Genomic DNA, 17,566 nt, shown 5'->3' with positions numbered 1-17,566 from the left:
GACAGGCTCGCCAAGGCAAAGGCCGGACTGAATCTGGCGAAAAAGAAACTCGGGCTTCGGTATGCCATGAGCACGGTGCCACTGGACGCTTCGCATGTGCGCGGAACGCACGGAAGGCTCCCCGATTCGAAGGACAGCACTCCGTTGATCATCGCCTCCCAGGACCAGATCCCCTCCTCCATCGAAAAGCTGGTGAACAGCGGCAGACAGGTGCCGGCAGCCGCGGTGAAACGGCTGGTGCTCGAAACGCAGGGAATACGGAGTTAACGGTGTCGGATTAGTTTTGAGCTTTTCGCACAACAAAATGGGTTCCCGCGTCAAACGCGCTTCCTCACAGGCAAGCGCGGCATTGTCCTGCCTTTAGCCATTATAATTTGCGCGAAAAATATCTACTTTGTTTGTTCAAACCACTAGCGCAATGGTCGCCCTTCTATTAGCGTTTTAGATAACCTGACTCCGGCTGGTCCGGGTCCTCAAAGGCGAGAAGAAAGTGAACAATGACAGTCAATCGACACGGGATAGCGCAAGCTTCCGGGCATCAGAGTGATGCCGCCCGATTTTCAATGAAGCGCGCTGCGCGAGCGGGCGCCGGCTTGGCAATGGTGGCACTGATGGCCACCGCCTTCGCCGTTGTACCCGCTCAGGCAGAAGACGCCGACGCAACACCGGCGGCCGCTCCGGCGGATGCAAACTTCCAGAAGGTGACCCTGAATGATACGCCGGGCGAGCCTGTAGACCTGGCCGTCCTGCCCAGCAACGATGTCCTGCACACCACCCGCGGTGGCGAGGTGTGGCTCAACGATGCAGAGACCGGCCTCAACACGCTGGCAGCAACACTTGATGTCTACCAGCATGATGAAGAAGGCCTCCAGAGCGTCGCCCTCGATCCCAACTTCGGGACCACGGGCAATAACTGGGTCTACCTGTACTACTCACCGCCCCAGAACACCCCGGTCGATGATCCCGCAACTCCGGGCATCAACGAGGGCGATGCGCCAATCACCGGCACCGCCGCCGACTTCGAACCGTTCAAGGGCTCGCTCCTCCTGTCTCGTTTCCAGTTCAACGGCTCCACCATCGATCTCGCCAGCGAACAGGAGATCCTCGAGGTTCCCGTGGATCGCGGCATCTGCTGCCACGTCGGCGGCGACATCGTCTTCGACGCCGATGGCAACCTCTACCTCTCCACCGGCGATGACACCAACCCCTTCTCTTCCGGCGGCTACACCCCGATTGACGAACGCCCGGACAGCAACCCGGCGTACGACGCACAGCGGACCGCCGCCAACACAAATGACCTGCGCGGTAAGGTCCTGCGCATCACTCCGACCGAGGGCGGGGGCTACACCATTCCTGAGGGCAACCTCTTCGAACCAGGAACCGCGCAGACGCGCCCTGAGATCTACGTCATGGGCCTGCGCAACCCGTTCCGCATCGAACTCAACCAAAACACAGACGAACTGTTGATAGCTGACTACTCCCCCGACGCCCGGTCCGCCGATCCGCTTCGCGGCCCTGCGGGAACCGGCAAGTGGGCTGTTGTGACTGAGCCCTCGAACTACGGGTGGCCCTACTGCGCCACCGCTGAACTGCCCTACGTTGACTACGACTTCGCCACCGGCACCTCCGGCGAAACATTCAACTGCGAGGCGCCCGTCAACGAATCTCCCAACAACACCGGGCTCCGCGAGCTTCCGCCGGTAGCCCAGCCAGAGGTCTGGTACACCTATGGCGCTTCGGCCGAGTTCCCTGAACTGGAGACCGGCGGCATCGGCCCCATGGCCGGACCAGCCTACTCCTTCGACAAGAAAGCAACCACGGCCCGCGCACCCGTGGCATGGCCGGAATACTACGACGGAAAGTCATTCCTCTACGAGTGGACCCGCGACTACATCAAGGGCATGACCACGGAGAACGGTGAACTCGCATCGATCGAGAACGTTGTTGACTCCCTCGTTACGGACAACCCGATCGACATGGAGTTCGGCTCCAACGGAGCGCTGTACGTGCTCGAATACGGTGACGGCTACTTCGGTGAAAACCCGGATGCGCAGGTTTCCCGCATCGATTACATCGGCGAGAACGGCAACCACAGCCCGGTCGCCCTGGCGTCCGGTACCCCAACCGTCGGGGCGGCGCCCCTGACCGTACAGTTCTCCAGCGAAGGCACAGCCGACGCCGATGGCGACAAGTTGCGCTACGAATGGGACTTCAACTCCGACGGCGTTGTGGATTCGCAGGAAGCAAACCCCACCTTCACCTATGAAGAGATTGGCACCTACACCGCGAGCCTTCAGGTCACCGACCAGGGCGGCAAGCACCGGGGCCGGCACTCCTCCGCCGAGGTGAGCATTGAGGTTGGCAACCAGGCACCGGTTGTGGAGTTCATCAGCCCGGTTGCAGGGCAGGACTTCCAGTTCGGTGACACCATCCAGTATGAGGTCAGCGTTACAGATGACCAGCCCATTGACTGCTCCCTGGTTAAGGTCACCTACATCCTGGGTCACCACACCCACGGCCACCCGCAGACCACCACATCGGGCTGCACCGGATCCATCACCACCACGGTTCCTGAGGGGCATGATCCCGCGGTAGATGACCTGTCGGGTGTCTTCAACGCTTCCTACACGGACGCCGGGGATGAGGCTTCCGAGCCTCTGACCGGAACCGCTGAAGTGGTTCTCGTTCCGACCAACTAATGCTCTGAGGAGCACCGGTGATCGCACAATAAGGGCCAACCGGCCCTGAAAGAAGCGGATTCCGTCCCAGCTCAGGCTGGAACAGAATCCGCTTCTTCGTGTTCCTCGAGGTTGTTTCGCTGGTTTCTGGAAGCGCGGAGAGCTATAGGGACGGAACCGGCACGCCGGCGTCGTCGTCATGTCGGCGCAGAAAGCCGACGGGATCCCGAATGAGTGGTTCGAAAGCGAGTTCGGCAGCACCGACAAGGATGGGATCTTCGCCAAGGGGTGCCAACTCGATGACCACGTTCTCCCGGGGGCCGCGCGTTCCGGGGGTGTGCAGCGCCTCGCTGAGGGCGTCCGGCGCGGCGCGAACCAGGATGCGCAGGAACCCGCCCAAAACGATCAGGGAGGGATTCAGCAGGTTGACGACGCTCTGCAGCCCTGTCGCCAGCAACTGGACCTGACGGTCGATGATCTCCCGCAGTTCCTCGGACGCTGACTCATCCTGCAGTTTTTCCAACACCACCTCTTCGAGGCTCTCCGTCTCACCGGCCGGGAGGCCGACGGCGTTGATGAGCTCTTCACGCGTAATCTCGGCTTCGAGGCAACCGAAGGACCCGCACGTGCATTCCGCGCCGCCAGAGCGCACGTGCGTGTGGCCCAGCTGCCCGGCGAATCCGGTAGCTCCGCGAACGAGGCGGCCTCCGCTGATCACGCCGCCGCCGATGCCGCTCGCTCCTCCGTAGAGGTAGATAAGGTCTGAGACGTCACGGCCTGCGCCGAACGTCGCCTGGCCGCGGGCGCCAACAACGGCGTCATTTGCTGCGATGACCGGAAGCTTTAGTGCGGCGCTGAGGAGCGCGGCGAGCGGCTGGTCGCGCCAACCAAGGTGCGGCGCTTCAATGACGGTTCCGTCCACGGGATCCACAAGTCCCGGAATGGCGAGCCCAACGCCCATGATCCGGTGCCCGGCGGGCAGCGAGGTGCGCATTCCCGAGTAGACCGCCGTCACGATGTTCACTACTTCCGCGACCGACGGCGCGCGGACGGTATGGAAGCGCACTGGGTTCACAATGTGACCGCCCAGGGAGACGAGCGCAACGCTGACAACGTCGATATCCGGGTTGACCGACAGCGCGAGTGCTCCAGGACTCGGCTCGATCATGATGCTGGGGCGTCCGTGCTGCTGCGCCTGGTCAAGGTTGCTCTCGACCACAAGGCCGAGTTGGACGAGTTCACCGACGAGCGCGGCAATCGTTGACCGGTTGAGCCCGGTGGCCCGGGTGAGTTGGGCGCGTGAAAAGCCCGCCATGGAGTGCACCAGGCGCAGCACGGTGGAGAGATTGTGCTGCCGGGTGGAGTCACGGTTGTTGCCGAGATTGGTCACGGCGACCGTGCGCTGGATGCGTTCATAGTGCGATGGTGCAGTCATTTCGCTGCACCTTGTCCGGCTGCGCATTCAGCGATCGCCCCTGGAACTGAACGGCTGAGGGAGAGCACCATGGCAGGCGCCGACGTCTTCCCTTCCACCCCGGTTCAGGTCCTTCCTGGCAGATCGCCTCGGTGCCGGATATATTCCTTCATGATAGCGGCAGAGCAGGCGGTCTCCACGAGGATCGGAACCGTGAGGTGCGGCTAGGGCGAGCTCACGTCGGAGATGACGGAGAACAGCATGCGCTCAAGGCTGCTTCTCAAGGCCTCGGGCAGTCCGTCGGACTCAAGGTGCATCACGGCTAGGTGGGCGTTTTCGGTGGCCAGATTGATGGCGTAGTCCTTTGCGCCGCAGGCCACCAGCATCGAGCGGACGTACTCGGCCTCCGCGGCCGTCATGTCCTGGGACCCGACGAGAGAAGCGATGCTGCTCCATTCCGGTTTCGTGGCCGCGCAGGAGAGCAGGGCCGTCCGCTTGCCTTCCCGGAGATCGCCCCAACTGGTTTTCCCGGTGCGGCTTTCCTTTCCGAACACGCCCAGCACGTCATCGGCAATCTGGTACGCGATTCCGGCATAACGTCCGAAGGAGATCAGCGCGTTCACGACCGGTTCCGGTGCCCCGGCCAGCACGGCTCCCGCCTGCAGCGGCGCCTCGAACGAGTAGACGGACGTCTTCTGATGTGCCGCCTTGGTGATGTCTTCGAGCGAAGGCATTTCTGAGGTTCGGCTGAACTCTATGTCGAGGACCTCCCCGCCGACGGAGGAGAAAATTGCGTCATCGAGAATCTCGTTCAGCCGCTGGCGGACGGCAGCCGGGGCAGCGATGGCCCTCAACAGGCGGTAGGCGCTCGAGAGGGCCAGATCGCCGGCAAGAACTCCGGCCGAGACTCCGGCGTGCTCTGCAGCCGCCGAGGGTGCACCGGCACGCGAGGCCTTGCTTCGGTAGTGGCCGGAGACGTTGGGGATGCCGCGCCGAACGAAATCGCGGTCGATGACGTCGTCGTGAATAATGAGCGCGCTATGCAGGAACTCGTAGGAGGCAGCGAGTTCCGCCGCACTGGAGAAATCGCTACCGCCAAGCTGCCGGTAGGCGAGCATAACCAACCGCGGGCGGGCACGTTTGCCGCCCGCGGTTGCCCTTTCGAGTGCTTCCCAGAGGCCGAGATACGTCGCATTCACGGAGACGGCGCGCAGTTTCGAGTCAACGAAGAACCGCTGGAGCGCATCCTCGACCAGTTCGAGGTCTGCGTTGCCGTGCAGCGCGTGGTCCCCGTTCAGGAAGTTCACTGCATCCTCCGGTTCTCTACGGCTCACGGAGCCGGCTCACGACCTGATCTCGGCTGGTTGGTGCTCCGGGGCTTACGCCCTGATCGGCTTGGCTTTTGCCCTGCGTGGACCGCGGGCCGCGAACCGCTGCTGCAGAAGAACTGCGACGACGATGATCAGGCCCTTGGCGAGCGCCTGGACGGAGGTGTCCAGGTTGTTCTGGATGAAGACGTTAGTCAGGGTACTGAAAATCAGCACACCAAGAACCGTGCCCATGATCGTGCCGCGACCACCGATGAGCAATGTCCCGCCGACGACGACGGCGGCAATCGCGTCGAGCTCGTAGAGGAGTCCGTGCGTTGAGGTTCCTGCGGTGGTGCGGCCGAGCATCATGACGCCCGCGATGCCGGCCGCGACCCCGGCGAGGATGTACAGGTAGACCAGGTGCCGCTTCACCTTGATACCGGCCAGCCGGGATGCTTCAAGGTTTCCGCCGATGGCGATGGTCCGCCGGCCGAAGGTGGTGCGGTTCAGCAGGAACCATCCCGCTACAGCCACGAGGACGAAAATCCAGATCAGGATGGGCACGCCGAGGAAGTCAGCGCGCATGATCTGCAGGAAGTCGCGGTTGGTCACGATCTGGGTGCTGCGGCCGGAGATGAGCTCGGCAAAACCCCGCGCACCGACCAGCATGGCCAGTGTGGCAATAAAGGCGACGACGTTGCCGTATGCGATCACCAGTCCGTTAATCAGGCCCGCACCCGCGCCGACGGCGAGTGCGACGAGGACCATGAGGATCCAGTGTGACTGGGTGGCAGCAAGCTGGACGGCGGTGAGGCTGGCAACAACGGTTGCCAGGCCCATGACTGAACCGACGGAGAGGTCGATGCCGCCGGCGGTGATGACGAAGGTGACGCCGATGCTGATCACACCGATGATCGACGCGTACCGGAAGATGGTGAGGAAGTTCTCGAGGTTGAGGAATCGGTCTCCACTGGTGATGGCACCCACCACGAAGAGCAGCGCGAGAGCAATAACCAGCCCCAGGCTGCGGCCCCCGGAGCCCCTCAGGAAGTTCTGCAGAGGATTGGCCTTGGGGGTGCTGTGGTCGGCCGGCGCGTTGACACGCGGCTCAGCCTCCTTGGTATTCTGCTCGCTCACGCGGCACTTCCCTTCATGACGAGGTCGAGCACTCCGTGCTCGTCTATATCGCTTGCGTTGGTTTGGGTGAGGACCTTGCCGTCGTCGATCACGAGTACGTTGTCGGCGAGGCCCAGGACTTCCTCGATTTCGCTCGAGACGACGATGATCGCTGTCCCGGCTGCCGCAAGTTTGCGGATGAGTGCGTAGATTTCGGCGCGTGCGCCGACGTCGACGCCGCGGGTGGGCTCGTCCAGCAGCAGCACCGGCGTTCCGTGCACCAGCCAGCGGGCGAGGAGGATCTTTTGCTGATTTCCGCCGGAAAGCGTTCTGGCCGGTCGGTCCGGATCAGCCGGACGCAGCTCCAGGGCAGCGATCTGTTCGCGGGCTGCGTTCCTCTCAGCGCGTTCGTTCAGGTAGCCCCCGTGGGCGAAGCGCTCGAAGGTTGAAAGGGTGACGTTCTTGAACAGCGGCTCATCCAGGATGAGCCCCTGGCTCTTGCGTTCCTCGGGTGAGAGACCCATTCCGGCCTTGACGGCCGACGTCACCGATCCCGGCCTGAGCGTCTTGCCATTCACCGAGACCTTGCCCGATGAGGCCCTGCGTGCACCGTAAATAGTTTCGAGGATTTCGGAGCGCTTCGATCCCACCAGCCCGGCGAAACCGAGGATCTCGCCGGCCCGCACAGTGAAGCTGACTTTCTCGAAGTGTCCGAAGAGTTCGACGTTGTCCACGTCGAGCACTACCGGGGCATCGGCCGCGATGGGTTGTCTGTCGGGGAATACGTTCTCAACGTCCCTGCCCGTCATCAGGCGAATCAGTTCCGCCCTTGAAGTATCGGTGACGCTCAATCCATTTGCTGTACTCCGGCCGTCTTTAATGACGGAGATGCGGTCACCGATCTGCCGGATCTCCTCGAGGCGGTGGGAGATGTAGACGACGGCGATGCCTTGGGCGGTGAGTTCCCGCACCACGCGGAAGAGGTTGGCAACCTCACCGGAGTCCAGGATGGCGCTCGGCTCATCCATGATGATCATCTTCGTGTCCCGCGACAGGGCACGCGCCATGCTCACAATCTGCTTGTTGGCAGCCGACAGAGTGCCGACCTCGGTGGACGGCGAAAGGCTGCCGTGCCCGAGCCGCTTGAGCAGCTTGTGCGCTATGGCGTTTGCCTTCTTGACGTGGAGTACGCCTCCGCTGGCGTGTTCGTGGCCGAGGAAAATGTTTTCGGCGACAGACAGTCCGTCAACGACGTCGAGCTCCTGGTACATGGTTGCAATCCCGAGGTCCAGTGCGGCGGTGGGGCCGGGAAGTGATATCTCCTTCCCTTCCCAGCGGATTTCGCCGCCATCGGGCTGGTGTACCCCGGACAGCATCTTGATGAGTGTGGATTTGCCGGCTCCGTTCTGACCCATGACGCAGTGCACTTCTCCCGGAAGCACCTGCAGGTCGACGCCTTTAAGCGCCTGGACACCAGCAAACTGCTTGGTGATTCCCCGAACTTCGAGCAACGGACGTGGCCGATCTTCTTCGAACATGAGACGAAACTAACACATTATGTCGGCAATCGGTATAAAGTCGTCGATTTTTTACGATCTTCTGTTATTGTGATTGCAGTCACGCGAAGTTGCGGTCATGAAATACGCATGCTGCACCCTTGGCGAAGACGCACCTAACTCACTGAGGAGATACACATGCTTGCTGTTCGTACGAGCCGGAAGATGCTCGTCACCACCGGTGCCTTCCTAGCTGTCGGTGCCCTTGTTACCGGGTGCACAACCGAAGCCGGCAACACCAACACCCAACCCACCAACGCATCCGTCGAAGGCAACCAGGCCGAAGGTGAAACCGTGGTTATCGGGTTCTCCGGTCCCGCCGCGGACCACGGCTGGCTGGGCGCCATCAACTCCGCCGCTCTCGCAGCGGCAGAGGACCTCCCGGACGTGGATCTGCGGGTCGCTGAGGGTACCAACGACGCGAACCTGCAGATCAGCCAGGTTGAGCAGTTCATCAACGACGGCGTCGATGCCATCGTGCTGCTGCCGACCGACGGCGCTGCCCTGACCCCAGTTGCCACCCAGGCGATGGAGGCAGGCATACCCGTCATCAACGTTGACCGGGAATTCTCGAGCCCGTTCGCGGCACGCGCCACCATCCTGGGCGACAACTACGGAATGGGCGTTAGCGCCGGAACCTACATCTGCGAGCAGCTCGAAGGTAATGACGATGCAGTGGTTGCCGAGATCGCAGGCGTCGACTCGCTGCCTCTGACGCAGGACCGTAGCCGGGGCTTCGCGGACGCACTGGAATCCTGCGGCCTCGACGTGGACAACCGCGTCGCAGCCGACTTCACCATTGCGGGAGGCGAAGCAGCAACGTCGCAGCTCCTGTCCGCAGCACCACAGATCGACGCCCTCTGGAACCACGACGACGATCAGGGCGTCGGCGTCCTGGCCGCCATCGACAACGCGGGCCGCGACGAGTTCTTCATGGTCGGCGGCGCAGGCTCGGCCAACGCCATGCGCGAGATTCAGTCCGGCGAGAGCGTCCTCGAAGCTACCGTCATCTACCCGGCCACCCAGGCAGCAGACGGAATCCGCCTGGCCCGCCTGATCGTGCAGGACAAGGCCATGAGCGATCTCGTGGAAGTGGAAGTTCCGAAGCGTATCGTTTTGAACGCACCGGTTGTCACCGGCGAGAACGTTGAGCAGTACCTGCCGACGGCCTTCGAATCGTAGGACCACGATGAGAGGTGGGGCGTCCTGTCGCTGGCAAGGGGGCGCCCCACCTCGATCCAACTGTTTTACAACCGCCGCCGGATAAAGAGGAAACATGCTGAACGACGTACCACCCCTAAGGGTCGCCCTGATCGGACACGGATTCATGGGGGCTGCCCATTCGCAGGGATGGCGGGTTGCACCGCGATTCCATGACCTGCCAGCCAAGCCGGAAATGACCCTGCTCGTGGGACGCAATGCCCGCGGCGTGGAGGCATCGGCCAGAAAATGGGGTTGGGAACAGACTGATACCGACTGGCGGGCTGCCATCGCCCGTGACGACATTGACGTGATTGACATTGTTACCCCCGGCGGCTCACATGCCGAGATCGCAATTGCTGCGCTTGAGGCAGGCAAGCACGTGCTGTGCGAAAAGCCGCTCGCAAACACCCTCGAAGAAGCTGAGCAGATGGCCGCCGCCGCGGACCACGCCGGCAAGGGCGTCTTCGCGATGGTCGGCTTCACCTACCGTCGCGTACCGGCGGCAGCGTTCGCGAGGGATCTGGTCCAGTCCGGCGCAATCGGCGAAGTTCGCCAGGTGCGTGCCGCGTACCTGCAGGATTGGCTGGTTGATGCTGAGGCCCCGCTGACGTGGCGTCTGCAGAAGGACTCGGCCGGGTCCGGAGCACTCGGCGACCTTGGCGCACACGCCGTCGACCTCTCCCAGTTCATCACCGGCCAGAAAATCACCGGCGTCAGCGGCATCCTCAATACCTTCGTCCACGAGCGCCCGCTGCTCGGCGAGTCGTCTGGGCTGGCGGGCACCGCCGCAGCCGGGCGCGGAAGTGTCACCGTGGATGATCTCGCCCTGTTCAGCGGCCGTTTCGACGGCGGCGCAGTCGGTTCGTTCGAAGCCACCCGGATGTCCACCGGTCGCAAGAACGCGCTGCGCATTGAAGTCGCCGGCTCAATCGGCGCCATCTCCTTCGACCTGGAGAACATGAACTCCCTCGGCTTCTACGACGCGACGGCGCCAGACACCCGCCAGGGATTCACCAACATCATGGTCACCGAACCCGCTCACCCCTACATGTCTGCCTGGTGGCCCACCGGACACGCTCTGGGCTACGAGCACGGCTTCGTCCACCAGGCAAAGGACTTCATCGAAGCCATCGCCGGGAATCGCCAGCCGGAACCGTCCTTCGCCGACGGCCTGCAGGTGCAAAAGGTACTCAACGGTGTGGAGCGCAGCGCGGAAGCTGACAGTATTTGGACTAAAACTATCTAATACCGTTTTTTGTGCCTGCGTAATTGAGAGGATCAAAAGTGCCCATCCCAGCCTTATCAGTACAGTTGTACACTGTCCGTGAAGCCCTCGAAGCTGACCTGGATGCGACCATTGACCGGCTGGCGGCCATCGGGTTCACCCGGGTGGAGCCTTACAACTTCGTCGCGACTGCCGACGCGTTGGCCGCTGCATTGGCCCGGAACGGCATGACCGCTCCATCCGGCCATGCGCCCCTCCTGTCGGCAGATCAGGACAAAATTTTCGAGGCAGCGCGAAAGCTGGGAATCGACACCGTAATCGATCCGTACGTTGATCCGGCGCAGTGGACCACCGAGGAGGACATCGCCGCAACCGCGCAGGCCTTGAACGCCGCTGCAGTTGTTGGCGAAAAATACGGTGTCCGGGTTGGTTACCACAACCACTGGTTCGAGGTGGAGACGGACTTCAACGGACGCACCGGCCTGGACGTGCTGGCCGAGCATCTTGACTCCGCAGTGGTCCTGGAAGTGGATACCTACTGGGTTGCCGTGGGCGGCCAGGATCCCTCCGGGTTGTTGCGAAGGCTTGGCAACCGCGTGATGTTCATCCACATCAAGGACGGCGCTGTGGACCGTGACAACAAGTCCCAGGTGGCAGTTGGCACCGGCAAGATGGACATCGAGGCCGTGCTGGCCGCCGCCGATGCGGTGAACGTCGAGGTGGGCGTCGTCGAACTGGATGACAGCTCCGGAGACCTCTTCGACGCGGTGCAGGAAAGCCTGCGCTTCCTGAAGGCCACCGCATGAGCGGCGTTGGAAGCGGCCCCGTAGGCATTGGCGTTATCGGCGCCGGAGTCATCAGCAAGGAATACCTCACCAACCTCACCTCCTTTCCAGACGTCCAGGTGCACATCGTTGCCGATCTCTTTCCGGAGGCTGCAGAGGCGCGGGCGGCCGAGTTCGGAATTCCTTCCTTCGGCGGTGTTGAGGACGCGCTGAACCACCCGGACGTGGAGATCGTCGTCAACCTCACCACCCCGGCCGCCCACGTGCCGGTTGCGCTGCAGGCAGTTGCTGCAGGAAAGCACGTCTGGTCCGAGAAGCCGTTTTCGCTGGACCGCGAATCCGGCCGGACGCTGTTGAAGGCAGCGGACGACGCCGGCGTGCGGCTCGGGTGCGCACCGGACACGTTCCTTGGAGCCGGTCTGCAGACAGGCCTGCGCATGATCCAGCGCGGCGACATTGGCACGCCTCTCACGGCCCTGACGTTGGTGCAGTCTCCCGGCCCGGAATCCTGGCATCCCAACCCCGCGTTTCTCTTCCAGGAGGGTGCCGGCCCGCTGTTCGACCTCGGTCCGTACTACCTGACCACGCTAGTCCAGGCATTTGGAGCGGTACGCACCGTTGCCGCCGTCGGCTCCCGTTCGCGGGAGACCCGGGTGATCGGCTCAGGTCCCCGCGCTGGTGAGGAGTTCGCGGTCACGGTACCCACGCACGTCAGTGCGCTGGCACAGTTCGAAGCCGGAACGTCGTCAACCAGCAACTTCAGCTTCGATTCGCCGCTGCCCCGGCACGGCTTCGTGGAAATCACCGGGTCCGAGGCCACGATCGCCTTCCCGGACCCCAACAACTTCGACGGCGACATCCGGCTACACCGCCACGGCGCCGACGATTGGGAGACTTTCCCCGCGGTGGGTTCCACTGCCAGCCGTGGCTCCGGGGTGCTCGAAATGGCGCGGGCCATCCGTGCAGGAGTTTCCCACCGCGCGCAGGGGGACATGGCCTTCCACGTGCTGGACGTCATGGCCTCCATCGCCGAGTCCGCCTCATCCGGCGCATTTGTGCCGGTAGCCAGCACTACTGTGGCCGCTGAGCCGCTGCCCGAAGACTGGGATCCAACCGCACGCACACTATCCTGAATCCGCCACAACCGTAGGAGTACTTATGGGACGCAACTACACCTTGTTCACCGGCCAGTGGGCTGACCTGCCCTTCGAAGAAGTGGCGAAGCTTGCCGGCCAGTGGGGCTACGACGGGCTGGAGATCGCCGTCTCCGGCGACCATCTGGACGCCTGGCGCTGGGATGATGATGCCTACATCCAGAACAGGCTGGACATCCTCGAACGCAACGGGCTGAAGGTCTGGGCAATTTCCAACCATCTCAAGGGTCAGGCCGTCTGTGACGATCCGATCGATTTCCGGCACAAGGCCATTGTTGGGCCGAAGGTGTGGGGCGACGGCGACGCGGAGGGCGTACGCTCCCGTGCTGCGGAGGAAATGAAGCTGACCGCCCGGCTTGCGAAGAAGCTCGGCGTGAAAACAGTTGTCGGGTTCACAGGATCGTCCATCTGGCAGTATGTGGCGATGTTTCCTCCGGTTGGTCAGCACGTGGTCGACGCCGGTTACCAGGACTTCGCCGACCGGTGGAATCCTATCCTCGATGTATTTGACGAGTGCGGTGTCCGGTTTGCGCACGAGGTGCACCCGTCCGAGATTGCCTACGACTACTGGTCAACCAAGCGGGCTTTGGACGCCATCGGGAACCGCCCGGCGTTTGGGCTGAACTGGGACCCGAGCCATTTCATGTGGCAGCAGATCGACCCAGTGGCCTTTATTTCCGACTTCGCCGACCGGATTTACCACGTGGATTGCAAGGACACCAAGATGCGGATGGGTGGCGGGCGGAACGGCATCCTGTCCTCGCATCTGCCGTGGGGTGATGCACGGCGGGGCTGGGACTTTGTCTCGACCGGCCGCGGGGATGTCCCGTGGGAGGAAAGCTTCCGGGCGCTCACCGCCATCGGCTACGACGGGCCCATTTCCGTGGAGTGGGAAGACGCCGGGATGGACCGGCTGCAGGGTGCCCCCGAGGCACTGGCGTTCCTGAAGGGATTCAATTTCGGGCCGTCCGGCGCATCCTTCGACGCGGCCTTCAAGCAATAGCGGCCTCTCGGTCTCCACGCGCTCCTTCGTCGCTTGGTCGACCACCGGATTCGTTGCCTTGTTGCAGAACGCGCGGTTTCGAGCCGACGTAACCTACACCAAGGCAACAAACCTGCGGCATTGCGGCGGGGTGGAGACCGCGTAACCGGCACGAAACGCACCCGTAGTAACCTGACCACATGCGCGAACTCCAAGCGAAAATCATCGAGGAAATGGGCGTGCGCCCTACAATCGACCCGGCTGAGGAAGCACGCAAGCGCGTCGCCTTCCTGAAGGACTACCTCACAGCGACCGGTGCCAACGGGTTTGTCCTGGGCATCAGCGGTGGACTGGACTCAACGTTGGCCGGCAAGCTGGCCCAGTTGGCCGTCGATGAACTCGAGGGGGAGGGAACGGACGTCACCTTCATCGCTGTCCGACTGCCCTATAACGTGCAAAAAGATGAGGACGATGCGCAAGCGTCCCTCGACTTCATCCGCCCCGGCAAGTCAGTGATCTTCAACGTGGCAGCTGCGGTGGACGGCATTGAACGCGAATTTGCCGACGCTGCAGGCACCGGGATGAGCGACTACAACAAGGGCAACGTTAAGGCTCGGACCCGTATGGTTGCCCAGTACGCCCTCGCCGGCGAACACAATCTCCTGGTCATCGGCACCGATCACGGCGCGGAATCGGTCACCGGGTTCTTCACCAAATTTGGTGACGGCGGCGCTGACATCCTGCCGCTCTTCGGCCTGAACAAGCGGCAGAACCGGGCAATCCTTAAGGAACTCGGTGCGAAGGAGCGCCTGTACAACAAGATCCCGACCGCTGACCTGCTCGACAACAAGCCCGGTCAAGCCGATGAGCATGAGCTTGGCCTCACCTACGAGCAGATTGACGACTATCTTGAGGGCCGCGAAGTCACCGAAGAAGCTGTCCACGCCATTGAACGCCGTTTCCTCATGACCCGGCACAAACGCACGGTGCCGGTCACCATGCTTGATAACTGGTGGCGACGCTGAGCCGGCGCCCGCACCGCAACCAGGCGCCGTCGTCGTAAGCGTCCAGACCGGCAGCCAAGTTAGGTAACGTAGCAACTGTGAAGATTGCCACCTGGAACGTAAATTCCCTCCGTGCCCGAGCCGACCGCGTTGAAGCGTGGCTGGACCGCTCCGACGTCGATGTGCTCGCCATTCAGGAGACCAAGTGCAAGGACAATAATTTCCCGTGGGATCTCTTTGAGAACAGCGGGTACGAGGTAGCGCACTTCGGCCTGAGCCAGTGGAACGGTGTCGCCATCGCTTCCCGGGTAGGGCTCGACGACGTTGAGCGCACCTTCCCCGGCCAGCCCACCTTCGGCAAGGACACGGATCCCGTGCAGGAAGCCCGGGCAATCGGCGCAACCTGTGGCGGTGTGCGGATCTGGAGCCTGTATGTGCCGAACGGCCGTGCCCTGGGCGACCCACACATGCCCTACAAACTGCACTGGTTGGACGTCCTGAAGGAACATGCAGTGGAATGGCTGCAAGCGGACCCACACGCCCAGATTGCGCTGACCGGCGACTGGAACATCGCACCGCAGGATGAGGATGTGTGGGACATCGACCTCTTCCAGCGCGAAGGCTACACTCACGTCAGCCCACCGGAACGTGCCGCGTTTCATGCCTTCGAGAACTCAGGATTCACCGACGTCGTGCGCCCCCACACTCCCGGGCCCGGCGTCTACACCTACTGGGATTACAAGCAGCTAAGCTTCCCCAAAAAGATGGGCATGCGGATCGACTTTGCGCTGGCCTCCCCCGCGCTGGCGGCCCGCGTCACCGGTGCGTCCATCGACCGTGAGGAGCGCAAGGGCAAGGGCGCCTCCGACCACGCTCCAGTGATCGTGGAGCTGGCCTAGTCCATGACCGGCGCGCCGGGCACGGGCCGCATGTTTCCCTATGTTTCCTTCCTTCGCGTCTATGAGCCCCTTGACGCCTTCAGCGACGCCCAGCAACTGGCAATCCTGGAGCAGCGGACCCGCGGGCGACGCGTCACGGAGAGCATCGAACGGTCCGAGTCGCTGAAGCGCATCATGCGCCCGGTGGCTGATCCGTTTCCGCACCATTCATCCGACCTGGTGCGGGTCCTGCATTTCCCGCGCTCCAACGGGACAACGGCTCCGTTCTACTGTCCCAACCAGTTGGCGGTGAGGACCTCGCTCGCTGCCGAATCGCTGGGCCAGACCATCCGTGGCCCACTGATCGACATCCTGCTTCCGGAGGCAGCCAAGGAAGCCCAGCAGGCACGGCTGGACCCGGAGACGTTCGCCGCCTCCGTGGCCAAACTCCACACCCGGTCCGCTACCTGGGGGGTCCCGTTTTCGTGGTTCGTCCTGATTCATGAGGACGACCTCACGGAAGTGATTGACGACGACGGCGAAGTGCGCACCGTCCGCGTCTCCGTCACCATTCATGAGTGCATCGACCGTGCGCGCAAGGCAGTGGCGAACCTTGCGATCGCTGCCCCCGAACTGGACCTGCTGGAGGATCTGACCGAGATCACCGAGTGGCTGGAGCAGTTCCGGCGGGACGCCATTGTGGAGCTCGACTATGGGCCCGTCGCTGATCTGGTGTTCCCGGACGAGTCCCCAATGGACGTGCGGCTGGGTATTGAATGCTTGGCGGAGGCCGACATGACGGGCGCCGCGGCCTCATACCGCCGTCTTGCGTCCCGCTGGATTCCCATCCGTCAGCTTGCCCGCGCGTCCTAGGAACTTTTGTGCATCTCGCGCGGGCATCCTCGAACTTTCGTGTAGGTCACGCGAGTTAAGAGGCTCCACAATCGCCATAGATGCATGAAACTTCCGCACTGGAAGTCTCGAATCCCTAAGCTCGGAGGTCCTCCCACTCGAAGCCGGTCACAGTTCCGCTCGACCAGTCCTGCCGAAGCATCGCGTATGCCACGGAAGCGACGTGGCCGCCGTCGGCCGTGGGCCACCCCAACCGGTAATGCGCCTCCTTCAGGAAGCCGCAGCGGATAAAGGTCTTCCGCATCGCGATGTTGTCCTCCCGCGTCTGACCCTCGAACCGCAAAGCCTCAGGCAAGGAGGTGAACACTAGACCGCACAGCGCGCGAAGCACATCAGCACCCTTCCCCTGCCCGCGGCAAGCCTCCGCAAGGCGGAGGTCGAACATGGGGGTGGGGTCTTCGAGGTCCTCCAGGACCACCATCCCAAGCCGGGCGCCGTCGTCGTCAATCCAGTATCCCTGGGACTCAGGGTTCCAGAACCGCCCAGCCCTAACCGAGGAAGCAGCCTCCTCAGCGGTCTGAGTGGCCTTTACATGAAAGGGGAACGCGTTGGAGCTGAGGAAATCGATGATTCCCTCAGCGTCGGCGGGCGTGACCCGAGTGAAGGAAACGGCCATCAGTTGATCCCGTCGACCGCGTAGGACACCTTGGTGATGCCTTTCTTCGACTTGATCCTGGTGATTGAAACAGTGCCGATCTCCTGGACGTCGGCAACGTGTGTTCCGCCGCAGGGCACACCGAAATCCGGACCGTAGAGCACTATCCGGGCAGGTTTGTTGGTGGGAATGTTGTCCGGGACGTTCCGGCAGTAGGCGCCCATCTCGGAGACCGGCATGAAGCGGATCTCATTGTGGCTTCCCGCTGCGATCACCTCGTTGGCGGTTTGCTGAATCCCGGCACTGATGCCCTCAACGGACTCCGGCACCACGGTTGCCGCGTACTCAACAAAGGACATGTGCGGGTAATGGGCACCCTTACCCGGAACCCAGCCAAGGCCCAACCGCTCGACGGCGAGGTCCACCATGTGTCCGGCGGAGTGGAGCCGGGTGTTCAGCGAGCGGCGGGTACCATCGACGTGCAGCGCGACCTCATCCCCGGCGTTCAAAGTTCCGGTGCCGATGTGATGAACCACCCCGTTCTCGTCGAGTCTCACCTCGGTCACCGCAAATTCGCCGGCGGTAGCGCGGATGGTCCCTTCGTCCCAGTCCTGCCCGCCACCGCGGGGATAGAAGCAGGTCCGGTCTAGGACAACTGAGACGCGGCCGTCATCAACTGGGTCGGCGACGAGCACACAGGCGGAGGCGGTGAGCACGTCGAAGTCATTGAGATAGAGGAGTTCCGTAGCCATAG

Annotated in this window: 15 protein-coding genes and 1 pseudogene; 10 read left to right on the top strand and 6 right to left on the bottom strand. The window is 62.8% G+C overall.

The genetic code is table 11. The features are described from left to right. Positions 1 to 267 (top strand): annotated as a pseudogene (locus Y708_RS24005) (alkaline phosphatase family protein); the annotation flags it as partial. A 344-nt stretch (positions 268 to 611) separates the two neighbouring features. After that, the gene (locus Y708_RS0109300; protein ID WP_216699762.1) at positions 612 to 2,699 is read left to right on the top strand and encodes a PQQ-dependent sugar dehydrogenase; all 2,088 of its coding nucleotides are present in this window, start codon (positions 612 to 614) and stop codon (positions 2,697 to 2,699) included. 142 nt (positions 2,700 to 2,841) lie between these two features. On the opposite strand, the gene Y708_RS24000 is transcribed toward Y708_RS0109300, so the two are convergent. The 4 genes from Y708_RS24000 to Y708_RS0109280 all read right to left on the bottom strand — a co-directional run bounded on the left by Y708_RS24000 (position 2,842) and on the right by Y708_RS0109280 (position 8,056). After that, the gene (locus Y708_RS24000) at positions 2,842 to 4,113 is read right to left on the bottom strand and encodes an ROK family transcriptional regulator (protein ID WP_051478853.1); all 1,272 of its coding nucleotides are present in this window, start codon (positions 4,111 to 4,113) and stop codon (positions 2,842 to 2,844) included. A gap of 203 nt (positions 4,114 to 4,316) precedes the next feature. Then, positions 4,317 to 5,426, bottom strand: a complete 1,110-nt coding sequence (locus tag Y708_RS0109290; protein WP_253905759.1) for a polyprenyl synthetase family protein — start codon at positions 5,424 to 5,426, stop codon at positions 4,317 to 4,319. Between the two features lie 45 nt (positions 5,427 to 5,471). Beyond that, a complete protein-coding gene (locus Y708_RS0109285; RefSeq protein ID WP_253905760.1) occupies positions 5,472 to 6,461 on the bottom strand; it encodes an ABC transporter permease in 990 nt (329 codons plus the stop codon). Positions 6,462 to 6,535: 74 nt separating this feature from the next. After that, complete coding sequence (locus Y708_RS0109280) at positions 6,536 to 8,056, bottom strand: sugar ABC transporter ATP-binding protein (protein WP_155853793.1); 1,521 nt, start codon at positions 8,054 to 8,056, stop codon at positions 6,536 to 6,538. 156 nt (positions 8,057 to 8,212) lie between these two features. On the opposite strand from Y708_RS0109280, the gene Y708_RS0109275 reads away from it, so the two are divergent. From Y708_RS0109275 to Y708_RS0109240, 8 genes are all read left to right on the top strand, one after another. Next, on the top strand, positions 8,213 to 9,256 hold the full coding sequence (locus Y708_RS0109275; RefSeq protein WP_028279720.1) for a substrate-binding domain-containing protein: 1,044 nt from the start codon (positions 8,213 to 8,215) through the stop codon (positions 9,254 to 9,256). A 94-nt stretch (positions 9,257 to 9,350) separates the two neighbouring features. Beyond that, positions 9,351 to 10,523, top strand: a complete 1,173-nt coding sequence (locus tag Y708_RS0109270; protein ID WP_173401512.1) for a Gfo/Idh/MocA family protein — start codon at positions 9,351 to 9,353, stop codon at positions 10,521 to 10,523. 38 nt (positions 10,524 to 10,561) lie between these two features. Beyond that, a complete protein-coding gene (locus Y708_RS0109265; protein WP_253905758.1) occupies positions 10,562 to 11,308 on the top strand; it encodes a sugar phosphate isomerase/epimerase family protein in 747 nt (248 codons plus the stop codon). Beyond that, a complete protein-coding gene (locus Y708_RS0109260) occupies positions 11,305 to 12,420 on the top strand; it encodes a Gfo/Idh/MocA family protein (protein ID WP_028279717.1) in 1,116 nt (371 codons plus the stop codon). The genes Y708_RS0109265 and Y708_RS0109260 overlap by 4 nt, the downstream gene beginning before the upstream one ends. A 25-nt stretch (positions 12,421 to 12,445) precedes the next feature. Next, positions 12,446 to 13,444, top strand: coding sequence for a sugar phosphate isomerase/epimerase family protein (locus Y708_RS0109255; RefSeq protein WP_028279716.1), 999 nt, complete (start codon positions 12,446 to 12,448; stop codon positions 13,442 to 13,444). Positions 13,445 to 13,623: 179 nt separating this feature from the next. Continuing rightward, entirely contained in the window at positions 13,624 to 14,448 is an 825-nt protein-coding gene (nadE, locus tag Y708_RS0109250) for an ammonia-dependent NAD(+) synthetase (RefSeq protein ID WP_028279715.1), read from the top strand. Positions 14,449 to 14,525: 77 nt separating this feature from the next. Next, a complete protein-coding gene (locus Y708_RS0109245) occupies positions 14,526 to 15,326 on the top strand; it encodes an exodeoxyribonuclease III (protein WP_028279714.1) in 801 nt (266 codons plus the stop codon). Between the two features lie 3 nt (positions 15,327 to 15,329). Next, a complete protein-coding gene (locus tag Y708_RS0109240) occupies positions 15,330 to 16,178 on the top strand; it encodes a DUF8083 family protein (protein WP_028279713.1) in 849 nt (282 codons plus the stop codon). Between the two features lie 115 nt (positions 16,179 to 16,293). On the opposite strand, the gene Y708_RS0109235 is transcribed toward Y708_RS0109240, so the two are convergent. Together Y708_RS0109235 and Y708_RS0109230 are read right to left on the bottom strand one after the other, a co-directional pair. Further along, on the bottom strand, positions 16,294 to 16,833 hold the full coding sequence (locus Y708_RS0109235; protein ID WP_028279712.1) for a GNAT family N-acetyltransferase: 540 nt from the start codon (positions 16,831 to 16,833) through the stop codon (positions 16,294 to 16,296). Further along, complete coding sequence (locus tag Y708_RS0109230; protein WP_028279711.1) at positions 16,833 to 17,564, bottom strand: alanine--tRNA ligase-related protein; 732 nt, start codon at positions 17,562 to 17,564, stop codon at positions 16,833 to 16,835. Before Y708_RS0109230 ends, Y708_RS0109235 begins: the two co-directional genes overlap by 1 nt. Between the last annotated feature and the right edge of the window lie 2 nt (positions 17,565 to 17,566).

It is taken from the genome of Arthrobacter sp. H5, assembly GCF_000520595.1.
Lineage (GTDB): Bacteria > Actinomycetota > Actinomycetes > Actinomycetales > Micrococcaceae > Arthrobacter_D.
This window is presented reverse-complemented; position numbering and strand designations above follow the sequence as displayed.

Bases quoted from the DNA above. Each gene is read 5' to 3' on its own strand.
- Y708_RS0109300 (WP_216699762.1), top strand. From the start codon at position 612: ATGGCCACCGCCTTCGCCGTTGTACCCGCTCAGGCAGAAGACGCCGAC.
- Y708_RS24000 (WP_051478853.1), bottom strand. From the start codon at position 4,113: ATGACTGCACCATCGCACTATGAACGCATCCAGCGCACGGTCGCCGTG.
- Y708_RS0109280 (WP_155853793.1), bottom strand. From the start codon at position 8,056: ATGTTCGAAGAAGATCGGCCACGTCCGTTGCTCGAAGTTCGGGGAATC.
- Y708_RS0109275 (WP_028279720.1), top strand. From the start codon at position 8,213: ATGCTTGCTGTTCGTACGAGCCGGAAGATGCTCGTCACCACCGGTGCC.
- Y708_RS0109270 (WP_173401512.1), top strand. From the start codon at position 9,351: ATGCTGAACGACGTACCACCCCTAAGGGTCGCCCTGATCGGACACGGA.
- Y708_RS0109260 (WP_028279717.1), top strand. From the start codon at position 11,305: ATGAGCGGCGTTGGAAGCGGCCCCGTAGGCATTGGCGTTATCGGCGCC.
- Y708_RS0109255 (WP_028279716.1), top strand. From the start codon at position 12,446: ATGGGACGCAACTACACCTTGTTCACCGGCCAGTGGGCTGACCTGCCC.
- nadE (WP_028279715.1), top strand. From the start codon at position 13,624: ATGCGCGAACTCCAAGCGAAAATCATCGAGGAAATGGGCGTGCGCCCT.
- Y708_RS0109240 (WP_028279713.1), top strand. From the start codon at position 15,330: ATGACCGGCGCGCCGGGCACGGGCCGCATGTTTCCCTATGTTTCCTTC.
- Y708_RS0109235 (WP_028279712.1), bottom strand. From the start codon at position 16,833: ATGGCCGTTTCCTTCACTCGGGTCACGCCCGCCGACGCTGAGGGAATC.
- Y708_RS0109230 (WP_028279711.1), bottom strand. From the start codon at position 17,564: ATGGCTACGGAACTCCTCTATCTCAATGACTTCGACGTGCTCACCGCC.